The sequence below is a fragment of the Aeromonas sp. TW 6 genome, from assembly GCF_013168745.1.
GTDB lineage: Bacteria > Pseudomonadota > Gammaproteobacteria > Enterobacterales > Aeromonadaceae > Aeromonas > Aeromonas caviae.
In genome coordinates, this window is the sequence record NZ_JABERS010000010.1 from 1 (window position 1) to 16,005 (window position 16,005).

Genomic DNA, 16,005 nt, shown 5'->3' on the forward strand with positions numbered 1-16,005 from the left:
AGGTGGTAGGATAGGCATCAACTCAGTCCTTTGGGTGTGGCTTGTTTTGTTTAGCGACTAATCAGATCGCACAAACTGGACTGAGTTCCCTTCCTCCGGTGATCTACTATTCGGAACAGCTATTTAGATCAACAGGACATCCGCCATGACGAGCAAGGCCAACCAATCCCAGGGCATGTTGCTGTTCCACCTCTCTGCCAGACAATCCTTCGCCATCGGTACCCTCAAGGTGAAGGAGATCGTGCCCTACACCCAGCTCACCGCTCTACCACAATCCCATCCCACCGTGCTCGGTGCCGCCAGCATGCGCGGCACCACCATCCCGGTGATCGACATGGCAATGGCCGTGGGCTACCGCCCCATCACCCGGGAGGAGATGCCCCACTGCTTCATCATCATCACCGATTGCCGCCGCACCCTGGTGGGCTTTCTGGTGCGGGGCATCGACAAGATCACCGAGTGCAACTGGCGTGACATCGAGCCGCCCCCTCCCTCTTTGGGACAGAACGTCTTCGTCACCGGCGTGACCCGGGTGGGAGATCAGTTGATCCAGTTGCTGGATGTGGAACTCATCCTGTCGCGGGTCTATCCGGACGATCCCAGCCATCTCTACCCCGTGCTGACCGACGTGCAGCGCGAGCGGCTCAAGCCGATGCGGATCCTGCTGGTGGACGACTCCTCTGTCGCCCGTCGCCAGCTCATGGCGGCGCTCGATTACATCAACATCCCCTACGAGGTCTGCACCAACGGACGCGACGCCCTCACCCTGATGCAGGCCCGGGTCTCCCAGGGCAAGCGGATCGACATCCTGGTGAGCGATATAGAGATGCCGGGACTGGATGGTTACGAGCTGGCCTTCGAGGTGCAGAGCGATGCCAAGCTGGCGGGAGCCTACATCATCCTGCACACCTCCCTCTCCAGCGAGATCAGCGTGGAGCGGGCCCATCAGGTCGGCGCCCACGAGGCGCTCACCAAGTTTGAAGCCAACGAACTGATCCAGGCCATGCTGCGCGGCGCCGAGCACCACGATCGTCTGATGGCCTGATGTCGCGGCGAGCCAAGGGCTCGCCGCCCCCTTTTCCTCCCTGCTCTTCCGAGTCGTTGCATGTTGACAGAAAGCCACTTCCACGCCCCCTGGTGGGCGCGCAACCCCCATCTGCAAACCATTTTGCCCAAGTGGCTGCGCCGCTCGCCTGCCCGCTTCATCCAGGAGCGCTTCGAACTCCCGGACGGCGATTTCGTCGATCTGGCCTGGAGCGGCGAACCCGGCCAGGATGAACAACCCCTGGTGGTGGTGTTCCACGGACTGGAGGGAAGCATTCACTCCCACTATGCCAAGGGTCTCTTTGCCCACCTGCAGCGGCAAGGGAACGAGGCGGTGCTGATGCACTTTCGGGGGTGCAGTGGCGAGCCGAACCGGCTGCTGCAGGCCTATCACTCCGGCGCTATCGAGGACGCCCAGGCGGTGATTGCCGAGCTGGGGCGGCGTTTTCCAGGCCGGCCCCTGGTCGCCATCGGCTATTCCCTGGGGGGCAACATGCTGGTCAATCTGCTGGCGCGGGCCTGCCCGGCACAATTGAAAGCGGCGGTGGTAGTGTCGGCCCCGCTGCAACTGGCAAGCTGTGCCGATCGGGTCAATCAGGGCTTCTCACGGGTCTATCAGAACTACCTGCTGCGCACCATGCGAACCAACCTGCAAAGCAAGATCCGGCGCCAGAGCGCGGCACGGGCGCGCTGGCAGCCGGCCCAGATCACCCGCATTGCCACACTGAGGGAGTTCGACGAGCTGGTGACGGCACCGCTCCATGGTTTCGAGAGCGCCGATCACTACTACCAGACCTGCTCCGGCCTGAGCCTGCTGGCCCGCATTCCCATCCCGACCCTCGTCATTCACGCCGCCGACGATCCCTTCATGACCGATGCCGTCATTCCGGCGGCAGAGCAGCTCTCCCCTCTGGTGCGCTACGAGCTGAGCAGCCAGGGCGGCCACGTGGGCTTCCTGCACGGCTCTCCCTGGCGCCCCCGCTTCTGGCTGGATGAGCGCATCAGCCAGTGGTTGCGGGAGCAGACTCAAGGTGCGAGCCGATAACCGTTGCGCCCCTCTTCCTTGGCCTGATAGAGGGCGCCATCGACCCGCTCGAGCAGCATGACGAGGCTCTCCCCGGTTCGCCACTGGGCTATCCCCTGGCTCAGGGTGAGGTGGGGGGAAACGTCGGAATCCTCATGGGGCAGAGCCCTGGCCGCCAGAGTGGTGCGAATGCGCTCCGCCACCTCCTGGCCACCGGCCAGCGTCGTCTCCTGCAGCAGCACCACGAACTCCTCTCCCCCGTAGCGCGCCACCAGATCACCGGGTTCCCGCACACTCTCCTCCAGGCACTCGGCCACCAGGATCAGGCACTCATCCCCCGCCTGATGACCATAGCGATCGTTGTAGCGCTTGAAGAAATCCACATCGAGCAGGATTACGGTGAGCGGCACATCCAGGGTCGTGCCTTGCGCAATGGCACGCTTGCACGCCTGATCGAAGTGGCGACGGTTGGCTATGCCGGTCAGGGGATCCCGGTGAGCCATGGCATTCATCTTGTTTGCCAGCATCAGGTTGTCGTGCTCCCTTGACACCGCAAGCTCGAACCAGCCGTTGAGCATGCGCCGCCCCGTCTCCAGCACCACCAGCAAGACCCCGACCACAATGGTGTTGACCAGAACAAAAGGATCAGGGCTCCAGGAGGCTCTCATCAGCAAGAACAGCAGGGGGACCGACACCAGGGCGTAAAACAGCCGCACATCGCAATACGCGGCGACGAGACCGGTCAGCAGCAGGCTGACCATGTTGAAAATGAAGCTGAAGCCCCCCTTCAAGTCGACGATCGAGATGGTGTAACCCACCATGGCCCAGGCCAATCCCCAGGAAAGGACGCAGACGTACAGGGAGCCCTGCCAGATGACATGGGGTTGACGGGAGAGCCAGCCCCACCCGAACGGCAGCAACAGGCCGACTCCTATCATGGTGATCAGCTGCCATTTGTAAGACCAGGGCAGGTTGTCGACCAGTACCAGGTGTGCATCCCGATAGATGTAAAAGCGGGTCAGCAGAAATACGAGGGCGATGAGATTGATGACCCAGTACCAGCGCAAACCGGCGCTCAGGGCGCGGCGGCGGGCATCGAACAGGTGCTGTTCGAATTGACTGGAGGGTCGGCGTGCGTCAATGGATTGCATGGCACCCCTCGTCCAAAACGAGACAAATCCCTTGCGCTTGCCGACCAGACACCGACAATATCCGCAACCCACTGAGTGAAGATGAAATCATGATTATCCCCTGGCAAGAACTGGAGCCGGACACCCTCACCAACCTGCTCGAACACTTTGTGCTGCAAGAAGGCACCGAATACGGTGAACAGGATGTCAGCCTGACCGACAAGGTCGAAGCAGTCAGGCAACAATTGCTACAAGGTAGCGCCGTGCTTGTCTATAGCGAGCTGCACGAAAGTGTCAATGTCGTCCCAAAGACTCATTTAAGCAAGTCACCCACTGACGACTTCCCCCAAGCGTAACGCGGTCACGGCTTATCGGGCGGCTCACCCCGCCCTCCCCCTATCCAACTCGCACCATCAGGCCGCATGGCCAGCTCGCCACCCAGCAGCGCCTATTCCGGCGTCCCCAGCGCACAGGGCAGCCCTCGTTCACCGCTATTGTCGGGAAGCGTGGGGGCAGCGGGAGGATGACGGCGCACTTGACCGCACTTTGGGCCACCCCTTATAACGGAACTCCCAAGGAAGAGAGAATTCTATGTCGGCCAAGCATCCCATCATCGCGGTCACCGGTTCGTCCGGTGCCGGTACTTCCACCTCCACCAACGCCTTCCGCTCCATGTTCCACCAGCTTGGATACAAGGCGGCCGTGGTCGAGGGGGACAGTTTTCACCGCTACACCAGGCCCGAGATGGACGTGGCGATCCGCAAGGCCCGGGAGCAGGGGCGGCATATCAGCTACTTCGGCCCGGAGGCCAACGATTTCGGTCTGCTGGAGTCCTTTTTCCAGGAGTATGGCCAGAGCGGCACCGGCCAGTATCGGCGCTATCTGCACAGCTTCGACGAGGCGGTGCCTTTCAACCAGATGCCGGGCACCTTCACGCCCTGGCAGGATCTGCCCGGCGAGACGGATCTGCTGTTCTACGAAGGACTGCATGGCGGCGTGGTCACAGGGGAGCACAACGTGGCGCGGCACGTGGACTTTCTCATCGGCGTGGTGCCCATCGTCAACCTGGAGTGGATCCAGAAGCTCATTCGCGACACCTCGGAACGCGGCCACTCCCGCGAGGCGGTGACCGACTCCATCGTGCGTTCCATGGACGACTACATCAACTTCATCACGCCGCAGTTCTCCCGCACCCACATCAACTTCCAGCGGGTGCCGACCGTCGATACTTCCAACCCCTTCAGCGCCAAGGTGATACCCAGCCTGGACGAGAGTATGCTGGTGATCAGGTTTCGGGGCATCAAGCAGGTGGACTTCCCCTACCTGCTGTCGATGATAGACGGCGCCTTCATGTCCAGGATGAACACCATCGTCGTGCCGGGTGGCAAGATGGGCTTCGCAATGGAACTGATCCTGCGCCCCCTGATCCAGCAACTGATCGAAACGGGCAAGATCACCTGAGCCAAGGAGCTTAATGATGCGCGCTGCACTTCTCTCATTCACGCTGGCAACCCTGCTGGGGGGTTGCAGCTCCGGCCCCGCCGCACCCACGGTCGAAACGGGCACCATGGTGGTTCGCCCGGCGGAGCATTGGACCTACGGGGCGACACCACGCTATGCGCTGGCCGAACAATTCCAGTATGCGGGCAACAGCGCCGCGCCCTGGCTCGAGCCGGTACAGCAGGCCGTCATCCGGCAGCTGGACGGCAAAGGCTGGCGCAGCGTTCCCCTAGATGAGGCCGACGTCTGGGTCGCCATCGGGGTAGCTGGCAGCCAGGACATGAGCGATGGCGAGATCTTCTCCCGCCTCGGCATGACACCGGGCCTGAACGCCGCCGCCAATGCCCGCAAGGGAACCCTGGCCGTCGTGCTGCTCGACGGGCATAGCCAGAAAACGGTGTGGAGCAGCGCCATCCAGCTCGCCAGCGACGTGCCTGTCGCAGAGGAAGCCCGTGGCCAGCTTAGCCAGCAACTGGCCGCCCAGCTGCTGGGCTCGCTACCGTCAGACTGATGTCTCTTTCAACAAAAACGGCCTGCTTCACGCAGGCCGTTTTCCATGCACGCCGTGACGGCATCAGGGTCACTTCAACTCGCAGGTCAGCTGGGTCACACCGCTCTTGACCAGGGTGGCCTGCTTGTCCTGACGGGAGAAGGTAGTCACCCCGTCGGAATAGCTGGCAGTCTCTTTGGGCGACTCGATGCGCCCCAGCTTGTGATAGACACCGGCATAAGGGAACTGCACCATGTCGGCCTGGGCATCATAGGTGATGGCCAGCAACTCTTCCCCGCACTGATACTGGCTGTATTGATACTGGGTCGGCTGCGGCATGCTGCAGGCGGCCAGACCGAACAGGGGAAGCAACATCATCATTTTTTTCATCGCACTTTCCTTATGTCATGGCGTTATCGACGGGACAAACTATAGCGGTCAACCCTCAAGAATTTGATAACTATGGGTAATTTCTACCGCTTTTTCCAACATCAGGGAAACTGAACAATATTTTTCCATGGACAGATCCACCGCACGGGCGACCTGCTTCTCCGCCAGCCCCTTGCCGGTCACCACGAACTTGAGGTGGATCTGCTCAAATACCCGGGGAACGGTATCGGCGCGGGTCCCTTCCAGTTCGACATGGCAGGCGGTCACGGACTGACGGGCCTTCTCCAGAATGGAGACCACATCGATGGAGCTGCAACCGCCGACAGCCAGCAGGATCATCTCCATCGGGCTGGCACCTTCACCCGGGTTGGCGCCATCCAGGGTCACCTGATGACCGGACTCGCTCTCCCCCACAAACTTCATGCCTTCCACCCAGCTGACCTTGGCTTTCATCTCTCACTTTCCTCTCAATGACGACGGTTCTAACGCCCATAGCATACCTCAAGCCGGGGTCGAGTGGCACATGCGCCAAGATCTTGCCCGTTCCCGACGATAAAGCCCCGTTTGTGGCGACAGCAGCCTCTCCTGCGAAACGGACGACGACCCAAAGGGAAATAGATCGAAATCAACATTCGACCTCCTCTTCTTGCCTAGAATGCCCCGGACGACGCAGCAGATGGCGGCTCACCGGTGGACGGCAAAACCCCAAAGCCTTGTCAGCACAGGCAAAGGCTCTTATTCTACTGCGACCAAAGAGTAAGGAATGGCAAGCTTGGCAACTTGCCTGGACGCACAGTCCATAAAAATGACACTACAGAGGAAGTCTCATGATCATTGGCAAACCGCAAAGCGATCCCACCCTTGAGTGGTTCTTGTCGCATTGCCACATTCATAAGTATCCCGCCAAGAGCACCCTGATCCACGCCGGTGAAAAAGCGGAAACCCTCTACTACATCGTCAAGGGCACCGTCGCCGTCCTGATCAAGGATGACGAAGGCAAGGAGATGATCCTCTCCTACCTGAATCAGGGGGATTTCCTGGGCGAGATGGGGATGTTCGAAGAGAACGAGAATCCGGAGCGTTCCGCCTGGGTACGTGCCAAAGGCGCCTGTGAAGTCGCCGAGATCTCCTACAAGAAGTTCCGCCAGCTGATCCAGGTCAACCCGGACATCCTGATGCGTCTATCCGGTCAAATGGCCAAGCGCCTGCAGCACACCAGCCAGAAGGTCGGCAACCTCGCCTTCCTGGACGTGACCGGCCGCATTGCCCAGACCCTGCTCAACCTGGCCAAACAGCCGGATGCCATGACCCACCCGGATGGCATGCAGATCAAGATCACCCGCCAGGAGATCGGCCAGATCGTCGGCTGCTCCCGTGAAACCGTCGGCCGCATCCTCAAGATGCTGGAAGAGCAGGAGCTCATCTCCGCCCACGGCAAGACCATAGTGGTGTTTGGTACCCGATGACCGGGTTCCGCCGACGGCGCCCGCACAGCGCCGTTGGATAAAAAGGCTGCCCATGGCAGCCTTTTCCGATCCTCTCCCCTATAATCCCGAACGCCCCGCCGTCATGGCCTTCGCCAAGAGAACTCCTATGCACCTTCAATGCCCCCTTTGCCGCAGCCCCCTGCACCTTCATGCCGCCTCCCGCGGGGTCTATTGCGACAACAAGCACCACTTCGATCCCGTACCGGAAGGCTATCTGGACCTCATCCCCGGCAAGAAGAACCCCAAGGACAGCGACAGCCGGGCCCTGCTGCGCGCCAAGCGCCGCTTCCTGGAACAAGGCCACCAGCTGCCTCTGGTAGACGCCATGGCGAACCTGCTCGCTCCTCTTGGCGAGCGCGAGCTTGTCCACCTCGGCTGTGGCGAGGGGTACTACTGCCGCGCCCTGGCTGAGCGGCTGCCCGGCTGGCAGGTCGGCGGTTTCGATCTGGCCAAGAATGCCATCTTCGCCGCCAACAAGGCGCAACCGGAAGGCCAGTTCGTCATCGCCGACCCGGCGCGCGCCCCGCTACTGCCTGGCACGGCCCAGGTGCTGCTGGTCAACGACCTCAAGGTCAAGACGGAACTCCTGGTCAGCTGGCTGGCGTCGGGCGGCTATCTGCTCCACGTGCAGCCAGGCCCTCGCCATCAGTGGCAATTGCGCGTCAGCCTCAATCCGGTGAGCATGGAACATCCCCTGAGCTGGCCCGCCCTCACCGGGCTTGTCAGTGTTGCTCAGCAACGCGCCCAGTTCAGTACGGCGCTGGATCAGGGCCTGCGCGAGCACATTCTGGAGACCAGTCGCCTCGGCTGGCGTGCCAGCGGCGAGCAGCGCCACGCCTTCACCCACCAGGGGCCCGACGCCCTCGAGCAGGATCTGCTGCTCAGCCTGTGGCAAAAACCGCTGTGAACCGGTGACAAACCATGAAAAAAGGCCCTGACGGGCCTTTTTGACAAAGCGAGTGCGCCTTTCCTCTGACAGGGAAGAGACACCCGACCACGCAGCAAGACAAAAATGGGGCCCTCGGCCCCATTTTTCATCACGGCAGATCAGTTGCAGCTCGCCGCGCCCTGATCGACCCAGACGGCGGCCTTGCCGGGCTCATCGCCCTTGGTCCAGTACTGGGCCTTCCACTTGCGGCCGTTGTGGCTGGTGACATCACCGCCGTTGTAGACCACTCCGGCATCCCAACCCAGTTGCACCTGGCTCACCAGTTTCCACTGATCGGCGGTGCGGCTCGGCTCGTTGCCCTGGGTCCAATACTTGGCCTGCCACACCAGTTGCTTGTGGCTCACCTTGTCATTGGTGTTGTAGACGGTACCTGCACTCCAGGCCGGATGGTTGGCCGCATCCGGATCGCTGGCCTCGCAGCCACCACCTGTACTGGCCGGCTTGACGGTCAGGCGGGTAACGGCTGTGGCATCCAGCGCCCCGTCGGTGACCACCAGGGTCAGATCGTAGGCCGTATCACTGGTCACGTTCGAACCCGTTACCACCAGGGTCGCGCTGTCCAGACCGGTGGCGCTGAGCCCGGCCGGCACTGTCCACTGATAGCTCAGGGCATCACCATTGGGATCGGAAGCGGTGGCCTTGATGCTCACCTGCTTGCCGGCCTCGACGGTCGCACTGGCCGGTACGCTGACCACGGGGGGCAGGTTCGGCTGCGGCGCCTTGTTGGTGACCACCACCTGATCCTTGGCCGAGAGCCCCTGATCGTCGGTCACGGTCAGCTCGAACACCAGATTGATGTCGCTGCTGACGGCATCCAGTACCACACGGGCCTTGGCCTGGGTGGCATCCAGCAGGCTGGCCTGGGGTCCGGAGACCTGTTTCCAGCTGTAGGTCAGCGCCCCGTTTTCCGGATCGTGGGAGGCACTGCCGTTGAGGGTCACCTCGGCCGGGCCGGTGGCACTCAGATCGCTGCCGGCATTGGCAACCGGCGGCTTGTTGACCGGCGGCAGCGTACCCTCGCCGTGGCCCAGCCCCTCGTGCATGGCGTTGAGGATGTCGCCGTTGTCCGCATCAATTTCCCAGGCGAACAGACCGCCGAGCTGGTTCGCCAGCACGTACTGCCCCTTGGCCTTGACCGAGCGGTCGTTGTCGAAGGTAATGAGGTCGCCACTGCTGGCCTTGAAGACATAGGGGGCCTCGGCCGACTCGTCATAGCCCTGCTCCCAGCCTGCGCCCATGCGGTTGTTGACGATGTCGCGGTAATCCACTACGCCATTTTCCCAGGTACCGCTCACCGGTCCGGTAGCGGTGCCGGTGAAGGGGTTGCCGGCCTGGTAGTTCTTCACTCCGGTCCAGCCACGGCCATACATGGCCGCCCCCACCACAATCTTGCCCGGTGTCACCCCCTGACCCAGCAGCGCCTTGACGCCCTTGTCGGTGGTGTACTTGGTGGCCGGATCCCAGCTGGAGGCAAAGAGGTTGGTCTGGTGGGCCAGATTCGTCAGGTCGAAGGCGCCGCTGAAGTCGTAGCTCATCAGGAAGATGTGGTCCATGTACTGCTGGGCCGCCTGATAATCCACCTTGGCAATCTTGTCACCGCCGGCGCTGATGGCCGAGGTCAGCTCATACTGGCGGCCGGTCTCGGCTTCCAGTTCATCGAGCATGGCTCGCAACTCCTTCATCAGCACCACATAGGTGGCACCGTCATTCGGGCCGCCCAGGCTGGGGTTGGCCCCCTGTCCGCCCGGGAACTCCCAGTCGATGTCCACGCCGTCGAAGAATTTCCAGGTCTGCAGGAACTCTTTGACCGAGGCGACGAAGGTATCGCGCTTGGTCTTGTCACCCAGGAAATAGAAGGGATCGGAGAGGGTCCATCCGCCGACAGACGGCAGGATCTTAAGGTCCGGGTGGGCCTGTTTGAGAGCCATCAGGTTGCCGAAGTTGCCCTTGTAGGGCTCATCCCAGGCGCTGAGGTTGCCTTGGGACATCTGGATCGCCGCCCAGGGATCATGGATGGAGACCTTGAAGTCTTCGCGGCCCGCACAGGAGCGCTGCAACGCCTCGAAGCTGCCGGAGATCTCTTTGAGGCTGTCGTTGATGCCGTTGCCACCGCAGATGGGGGTGAAGCCGTAGAGGATATGGGTCAGGTTCTGGGCCGGGATCTTGTCCACGGTGAACTTGCGACCATAGACCCCCCACTCCACGTAGTAGGCCCCCACCACCTTGCCGGACTTGTTGGCGTAGGGCTTGTTGTTCTCCTTGAGGGGCGCATTGAGCGGCGCCAGGTGGCTGCCGTCGGTATCGGCGACCATCAGCTCCTTCTTGTCGGAGAGGGTGCAGCCATCGGCGTTGCACAGGGCCACCTGCATCTGGTAACGCCCCCCCTTGGTGACCTTGAAGTTGGCGGTACCCGCGGCGGAGGCCGGGCCTGACCACACCTCCTTGCCGTCGAGCAGTACCTTGGCGGTCTGTCCGACGTCACCGGACCAGAGGTTCCAGGTCACGCTGACGGGAGCGCCATCCTTGTGGACGGTCACCAGCTGGTTGTAGGCCGAAGCGGCCTGATTGACTTCAACGATGGCAAACTTGGTGGGGCCGGAGCCAATGGTGGGTTTGCCCGGGGCAGCGGCGAAGGCGGAGGTAGTGCAAAGCCCCCCGACCAGAAGCGCCAGCAGGGAAAGTTTTGGACTTAACATATTTGAACTTCCTTATTTCGTTATTGGAATTAACAACGAAAAAGGCAACGCAACCTGCCAGGTAACGCAGACAACATCGCAACCATGGCTTGGCCCATGGACGATACAACCTGTGGTGGCCCCGCTATCCTAGGTACGCAGACCCTTAGACCGGAAGCTTTGCGTCCCGGACTTTCATCCGGTTTGCCTTTTTGCACAACTTGATTTGCGACAAAAATAATCGCCGAATGACTATAGAGGAGAGTCGCCCGGGTGCCACCTGCCAAAAGTGACACCCAACAAGACTCAATTATCACCAAATCCGGAAAATGGCGACGAAATAGGCATCATCATCGTCGATCATGGCGCCTGGATGGCATCAAAAAAATGTTCAGCCAATGCTCGATTCTGTGAGACCAGTCACTGAACCGGCATCAGCAGGCTGTTCATCAGGGCGCGCAGCTTGAGAGGTTTGACCGGTTTGCTCACGTAGCCAAAGCCGTGCTCACGGATCTGTGCCTGCAACTCGCTCTTGCGATCCGCACTGATGATGATGCCGCCGATACCGTTGCCGTGGGCCAGCCTGATCATGTGCAGCGCCTGCAACCCGGTCTTGCCGTCATCCAGGTGATAATCCGACAGCACCAGCGCAGGCAGGAAGCCGCCGCCGATGATCTCTTCCGCCTGCTCCTGGCTCTGGGCACAGCGCACCTCGCAGCCCCAGCGTCCCAGCAGCGAGGCCATGGCGATGAGGATATCCTCCTCGTTGTCGATGCAGAGGATCCTGACCCCTTCCAGCTGGCTGTCCCGCAGGGCCGGGGTCGTCACCTGGCTGGGGATGACGGGCCGGGTCGCGAGGTTCAGGGTGATGGCAAAAACGGACCCCGCTCCGGGCCAGCTGCGCAGGGAGAGCTGATGACCCAGCACCAGCGAGATGCCGCGGGCAATGGCGAGCCCGAGGCCAAGCCCCTGCTCCCTGGCGGTGCGGGAGTGATCGAGGCGGGAAAACTCGTCGAAGATCGCCTCCTGCTTGCCCTCCGGGATGCCGGGGCCGTTATCCCACACCTCGATGCGCACCTTCTCCCCCATGCGGCGACAGCCGAGCAGCACCCGACCGCCGGGGTTGTAGCGAAATGCGTTGGTGAGGAAGTTCTGCAACACCCGCCGCAGCAAGCGCACATCGCTGTAGACCGCAAGGCGGCTCTCCACCACGGAGAACTGGATCCCACCGGCCTGGGCCAGCACGCCGAATTCCGCCTTGAGATTGTCCAGCACATCGCTCAGGGCGAAATCGAGCTTCTTCGCCTTGAACTTGCCCGCCTCGAGGCGCGAGATGTCCAGCAGATCCGTGATGAGATCCTCGGTCGCCCCCAGGGCGTCGTCGATGTGGCGAGCGATGCGAGCCGGTTCGTCCTCCGGGGGCAGCATCTCCAGCAAGGAGGAGGTAAAGAGCTTGGCCGCGTTCAGCGGCTGGGTCAGGTCGTGGCTCACCGCCGCAAGGAACCGGCTCTTGGACTGGTTGGCCCGCTCCACCTGCTGGTTTACCAGCAGCAGTTGGCGGTTGAGTTCGGAGAGCTCGTGGGTGCGCTCGGCCACCCGCGCCTCCAGGTGCTCGTTCGCTTCCCGCAGCACCCGCTCCGCCGCCCTGAACGGGGTGATGTCGGTGAAGGTCATGACAAAGCCCCCCGCAGGCATGGGGTTGCCCTGCATCTCGATGACCCGGCCATCGGGACGCTCCCGCGCCGAGACATGGGGGCTGCCACGCTTCATGAAGGCAACCCGCCGCGCTACCTGGGCCTCGATGTCTCCCTGGCCGCACAACCCCTGTCCAGCGTTGTAGCGGATGATCTCCTCGATGGAACGGCCCACCTGAATGAGACCGGGGGGATAGGAGAATAGCTCGATGTAGCGTCGGTTCCAGGCCACCAGCCTGAGCTCCCTGTCCACCACGGAGATCCCCTGCCCCATGTGTTCGATTGCCCCCTGCAACAGGCCGCGGTTGAAGCGGAACATGTCGGAGGCCTCGTCCACTATGGTCGCGATCTCCTCGAGCTGCATGTTGCGTCCCTGCAGGGCAGAGGCTAGCACCAGGCGGGCGGACGAGGTACCGAATACCCCGGCCAGCAGTCGCTCCGTGTGGGCGATGAGCTCGGCGGAGGCCTGCATCTGGGGCGCCAGGGTGCCTCCCCGTTCGCCCGCGAAGCGGCCGAAGGCCCGCTTGACGCGGCTGGAACCGACGAAGCGGGCCGCCAGCATCTCCAGCTCCTTCACCGAGACCCGCGCATGATAAAGCGCCGAGGTATCCCGGCTCGTCTTGCCGACGAAGTTGGCTGCCTGCAGCCGCTCGCTCACCGCCGCCCGTGACAGCAGGGAGCCCGCCACATAGCCGGCGAGGTTGAGCAGAAGACTCAGGAAGAGGCACCAGGCCCCCAGGCTCAGATCCCGCACCGCCGGCCAGTCTGGGGGCGCCAGCAGGGCTTCGAGAGGGGAGCCAGCCAGCAGTCCGCTCTCCGCCAGCAGGGTCACGAACCAGAGGCTGACCCCGAGGGCGAGCCCGAGATAGACGCCCTTGCGATTGCCATGACGCCAGTACAGGCCGAGCAGCAGGGCCGGTGCGAACTGGGCCACGGCCCCGAACGAGAGATAGCCGATGCGCGACAGACTGGTGAGATCCCCGAGCCAGAGATAGAGCGCCCAGGCCGCCAGCAAAATCAGCAAGATGGCACCCCGACGCACCTGCAGCAGCAACCGCATCAGGCGCTCATCCCGCCCCTGTTGCCAGACCCGGCGCAGCAGGACCGGCAACACCAGATCGTTGCTCACCATGATGGCCAGGGCGATGGTGCAGACGATCACCATGCCGGTGGCCGCCGAGGTGCCGCCGAGAAATGCCAGCATCGCCATGCCGTCGAATCCGAGGGACATGGGGAGGCTTATCACATAGGTATCCGAGGCCATGTCTGCCCCGACCCACTGCTTGCCTGCCAGCGCCAGAGGCCAGATGAAGAGCCCCATCAGGAAGAGATAGAGGGGGAAGATCCAGCGGGCCCAGTGCAGATCCTGCCCCTGGTTGTTCTCCACCACGGTCACGTGAAACTGGCGCGGCAGGCAGATGACGGCGCACATGGCGATCAGGGTGTAGATGGCGAGCTCCAGCAGGCCGCCCGGCGTCACCGCCACCACCGCATCGAGGAAGTCGCCCGCCACCAGGGTACGCGCCTCGCTCGGTCTGGCGATGATGAGCCAGAGCGCAAAGCCCCCCACCGCCATGAAGGCGAGCAGCTTGACCACGGACTCGAAGGCGATGGCCACCACCATGCCCCTGTGGTGCTCGGTGGCATCCAGGTTGCGGGTGCCGAACAGAATGCTGAACAGGGCCAGCAGCAGGGTGACCCCCAGCGCCAGCTCCGCCATGTTGCTGGTGGGGCTGACCCCCGTGCTGTTGGCCATCAGCAGATCGAGCCCGGTGACGATCGCCTTGAGCTGCAGCACCAGATAGGGAAGTATCCCCATGACGGCGATGAGGCTGATCACCATGGCCAGGCGCTGGGACTTGCCATAACGGGCGGCAATGAAATCGGCGATGGAGGTGATGTGCTCGCGCTTGGCCACCAGGATGAGGCGGGCCAGCAGGCGCCAGCCAAACAGGAACACCAGCATGGGGCCCAGGTAGATGGGCACCGGCGACCAGGGGGATTCGCTGGCCTGGCCCACGGTGCCGAAGAAGGTCCAGGAGGTGCAATAGACCGCCAGCGACAGGCTGTAGAGCAGAGGCTGCCCCTTGGGGCGACGGCGCTTGTTCTTGTCCGCCACATAGGCGATGAGGAACAGCAAGCCCAGATAGGCGAGCGACAACCCGATCAGCAGCCATCCTTGGTGCATCTCTCTACTTCCCTTTTCCAGATAAGTCGGAGGCCTGCCGCGCCAGAGACCGGCAGACCTGTGTCATCGGCCCTGTTCAGGGCTCTCTTCACGCAGCCGCAACACGAAGACCGGCAGCACTACCAGCACCATGATAAAGAAGATGCCGCCCCCCAGCGGCTCGAACAGCACGCCGCAGATCGCCATCAGGGCCGCCACCGTCATGCCAAGGCCCAGGGCCGCATAGAGCGCCTGGGTGGGGATCTGCTGCTCCGCGGGCAACTGGCGGGTCATGAAGCGGATGGCGCCGAGGTGGCTGACGCAGAAGGTGACCCCGTGCAGCAGCTGGCCGAGCACCAGCACCGCCAGGTCGGTAGAACTGCCGAGCAGCACCCAGCGCACCACGCAGCCAAGGGCCCCCACCAGAAACAGCGTCTGGGCGCCGAAGCGCTGGAGGAAGCGCTTGTCCGCGGCGAACATGGCGATCTCCGCCACCACTCCCAGAGCCCAGAGATACCCGATCAGGGTGCCGCTGTAGCCGGCGCTCTTCCAGTAGATGGCGCTGAAACCGTAGTAGGCCGCGTGGCTCCCCTGCAGCAGGGCGGTGATGAGCAGGAAGCGGCGCACCGGGGCCGACCTGAGCGTGACGAGCAGCGAGGCCTTGGCCCGCTCCCCTTGCAGCTCCCGGGGGGCGGGTCGCAGCGGCAGCAGGCTGAGCCCCAGCATGATCAGCAGCCCGGCCACCATGGTGTGCAGCACCCAGTCGCTGCCAAAGTTGCCCACCAGGGCCCCCACCAGGGTGGAGGCGACGATAAAGGCAAAGGAGCCGCACAGCCGCACCTTGCCGTAGTCGAGGTGGGTCTGCACCACCATACGGGTGGCAAGCGCCTCTCCCATGGGCATCAGGGTCGGGTAGATGAAGTTGGCCGCCAGGGTCAGCACCACCAGCCACCAGAGGCTGTGGCCCAGATAGAAACCGAGGAAGGCCAGCAGACTCAGCAGACAGAGCAGCCGGGTGACGGGCAGCAACTGGCCGGCTCCCTTGACTCGCCCCATCACCATCAGGTTGCCGGCAAAGCGGATGGCCATGCCCACCCCTAGCAATAGCCCTATCTGTTCAGTACTCACCCCGATGCCTTCCAGCCAGAGCGACCAGAACGGCAGGTAGGCGCCATAAACGAAGTAGAAGGCACCAAAAAACAGGGCTAACCAGGAGAACGCGGGCATAGAGGCTCGGGCTGCATGACAAGGGGCACAAATGATAACCGATTTCGGGGCGGGGATCCCCAGGCGGCATGACAGATAAAAACCATAAATATCAATAAAGTTGAACCTTTGTCACATCCCCCTGTCTATTGGGTAACACCGCTTCCTGATGAGTGTTGCAATCCTTCCACCCGCCCCTGGCGGGTTTCTTTTTTGCAGACGCCGACCTTCATGACAAAAGGGGCCTGA

13 protein-coding genes and 1 riboswitch are annotated in these 16,005 nt (G+C 62.5%); of the genes, 7 read left to right on the plus strand and 6 right to left on the minus strand.

Annotated features, from left to right (window positions below; all coding sequences use genetic code 11):
• The first annotated feature begins 145 nt into the window (after positions 1 to 145).
• Both HKD46_RS06895 and HKD46_RS06900 read left to right on the plus strand, forming a co-directional pair.
• Positions 146 to 1,045, plus strand: a complete 900-nt coding sequence (locus HKD46_RS06895) for a chemotaxis protein (RefSeq protein ID WP_171865060.1) — start codon at positions 146 to 148, stop codon at positions 1,043 to 1,045.
• Between the two features lie 60 nt (positions 1,046 to 1,105).
• Positions 1,106 to 2,089: a hydrolase gene (locus HKD46_RS06900; protein WP_171865061.1), complete on the plus strand. Its 984-nt coding sequence runs from the start codon at positions 1,106 to 1,108 to the stop codon at positions 2,087 to 2,089.
• Here HKD46_RS06900 and HKD46_RS06905 read toward each other — a convergent pair.
• Positions 2,071 to 3,219 (minus strand): GGDEF domain-containing protein, encoded by a 1,149-nt coding sequence (locus tag HKD46_RS06905; protein WP_043152622.1) that lies wholly within the window; start codon positions 3,217 to 3,219, stop codon positions 2,071 to 2,073. The two genes, HKD46_RS06900 and HKD46_RS06905, sit on opposite strands and share 19 nt — an antisense overlap.
• An 89-nt stretch (positions 3,220 to 3,308) precedes the next feature.
• On the opposite strand from HKD46_RS06905, the gene HKD46_RS06910 reads away from it, so the two are divergent.
• From HKD46_RS06910 to HKD46_RS06920, 3 genes are all read left to right on the plus strand, one after another.
• Positions 3,309 to 3,554, plus strand: coding sequence for a YheU family protein (locus tag HKD46_RS06910; RefSeq protein WP_010673242.1), 246 nt, complete (start codon positions 3,309 to 3,311; stop codon positions 3,552 to 3,554).
• Between the two features lie 235 nt (positions 3,555 to 3,789).
• Complete coding sequence (locus HKD46_RS06915) at positions 3,790 to 4,659, plus strand: phosphoribulokinase (RefSeq protein WP_010673241.1); 870 nt, start codon at positions 3,790 to 3,792, stop codon at positions 4,657 to 4,659.
• Between the two features lie 16 nt (positions 4,660 to 4,675).
• Entirely contained in the window at positions 4,676 to 5,209 is a 534-nt protein-coding gene (locus HKD46_RS06920; RefSeq protein ID WP_124813075.1) for a DUF4136 domain-containing protein, read from the plus strand.
• Between the two features lie 69 nt (positions 5,210 to 5,278).
• On the opposite strand, the gene HKD46_RS06925 is transcribed toward HKD46_RS06920, so the two are convergent.
• Together HKD46_RS06925 and HKD46_RS06930 are read right to left on the minus strand one after the other, a co-directional pair.
• Positions 5,279 to 5,578, minus strand: coding sequence for a hypothetical protein (locus HKD46_RS06925; protein WP_010673239.1), 300 nt, complete (start codon positions 5,576 to 5,578; stop codon positions 5,279 to 5,281).
• A gap of 48 nt (positions 5,579 to 5,626) precedes the next feature.
• Positions 5,627 to 6,031, minus strand: coding sequence for an OsmC family protein (locus tag HKD46_RS06930; protein WP_010673238.1), 405 nt, complete (start codon positions 6,029 to 6,031; stop codon positions 5,627 to 5,629).
• Positions 6,032 to 6,405: 374 nt separating this feature from the next.
• Here HKD46_RS06930 and crp point away from each other — a divergent pair, with 374 nt between their 5' ends.
• Together crp and HKD46_RS06940 are read left to right on the plus strand one after the other, a co-directional pair.
• Complete coding sequence (gene crp, locus HKD46_RS06935) at positions 6,406 to 7,044, plus strand: cAMP-activated global transcriptional regulator CRP (protein WP_010673237.1); 639 nt, start codon at positions 6,406 to 6,408, stop codon at positions 7,042 to 7,044.
• 127 nt (positions 7,045 to 7,171) lie between these two features.
• Positions 7,172 to 7,972: a putative RNA methyltransferase gene (locus HKD46_RS06940; protein ID WP_043152618.1), complete on the plus strand. Its 801-nt coding sequence runs from the start codon at positions 7,172 to 7,174 to the stop codon at positions 7,970 to 7,972.
• Positions 7,973 to 8,112: 140 nt separating this feature from the next.
• On the opposite strand, the gene HKD46_RS06945 is transcribed toward HKD46_RS06940, so the two are convergent.
• From HKD46_RS06945 to HKD46_RS06955, 3 genes are all read right to left on the minus strand, one after another.
• Positions 8,113 to 10,710: a glycosyl hydrolase family 18 protein gene (locus HKD46_RS06945; RefSeq protein WP_043152616.1), complete on the minus strand. Its 2,598-nt coding sequence runs from the start codon at positions 10,708 to 10,710 to the stop codon at positions 8,113 to 8,115.
• A gap of 111 nt (positions 10,711 to 10,821) precedes the next feature.
• Positions 10,822 to 10,908, minus strand: a riboswitch (cyclic di-GMP riboswitch).
• A 201-nt stretch (positions 10,909 to 11,109) separates the two neighbouring features.
• Entirely contained in the window at positions 11,110 to 14,571 is a 3,462-nt protein-coding gene (locus HKD46_RS06950) for a PAS domain-containing hybrid sensor histidine kinase/response regulator (protein ID WP_043152611.1), read from the minus strand.
• Positions 14,572 to 14,634: 63 nt separating this feature from the next.
• Entirely contained in the window at positions 14,635 to 15,777 is a 1,143-nt protein-coding gene (locus tag HKD46_RS06955) for a 3-phenylpropionate MFS transporter (RefSeq protein WP_010673233.1), read from the minus strand.
• Between the last annotated feature and the right edge of the window lie 228 nt (positions 15,778 to 16,005).

Bases quoted from the DNA above. Each gene is read 5' to 3' on its own strand.
- HKD46_RS06950 (WP_043152611.1), bottom strand. From the start codon at position 14,571: ATGCACCAAGGATGGCTGCTGATCGGGTTGTCGCTCGCCTATCTGGGC.
- HKD46_RS06900 (WP_171865061.1), top strand. From the start codon at position 1,106: ATGTTGACAGAAAGCCACTTCCACGCCCCCTGGTGGGCGCGCAACCCC.
- HKD46_RS06915 (WP_010673241.1), top strand. From the start codon at position 3,790: ATGTCGGCCAAGCATCCCATCATCGCGGTCACCGGTTCGTCCGGTGCC.
- HKD46_RS06955 (WP_010673233.1), bottom strand. From the start codon at position 15,777: ATGCCCGCGTTCTCCTGGTTAGCCCTGTTTTTTGGTGCCTTCTACTTC.
- HKD46_RS06910 (WP_010673242.1), top strand. From the start codon at position 3,309: ATGATTATCCCCTGGCAAGAACTGGAGCCGGACACCCTCACCAACCTG.
- HKD46_RS06940 (WP_043152618.1), top strand. From the start codon at position 7,172: ATGCACCTTCAATGCCCCCTTTGCCGCAGCCCCCTGCACCTTCATGCC.
- HKD46_RS06945 (WP_043152616.1), bottom strand. From the start codon at position 10,710: ATGTTAAGTCCAAAACTTTCCCTGCTGGCGCTTCTGGTCGGGGGGCTT.
- HKD46_RS06930 (WP_010673238.1), bottom strand. From the start codon at position 6,031: ATGAAAGCCAAGGTCAGCTGGGTGGAAGGCATGAAGTTTGTGGGGGAG.
- HKD46_RS06905 (WP_043152622.1), bottom strand. From the start codon at position 3,219: ATGCAATCCATTGACGCACGCCGACCCTCCAGTCAATTCGAACAGCAC.
- HKD46_RS06920 (WP_124813075.1), top strand. From the start codon at position 4,676: ATGCGCGCTGCACTTCTCTCATTCACGCTGGCAACCCTGCTGGGGGGT.
- HKD46_RS06895 (WP_171865060.1), top strand. From the start codon at position 146: ATGACGAGCAAGGCCAACCAATCCCAGGGCATGTTGCTGTTCCACCTC.
- HKD46_RS06925 (WP_010673239.1), bottom strand. From the start codon at position 5,578: ATGAAAAAAATGATGATGTTGCTTCCCCTGTTCGGTCTGGCCGCCTGC.
- crp (WP_010673237.1), top strand. From the start codon at position 6,406: ATGATCATTGGCAAACCGCAAAGCGATCCCACCCTTGAGTGGTTCTTG.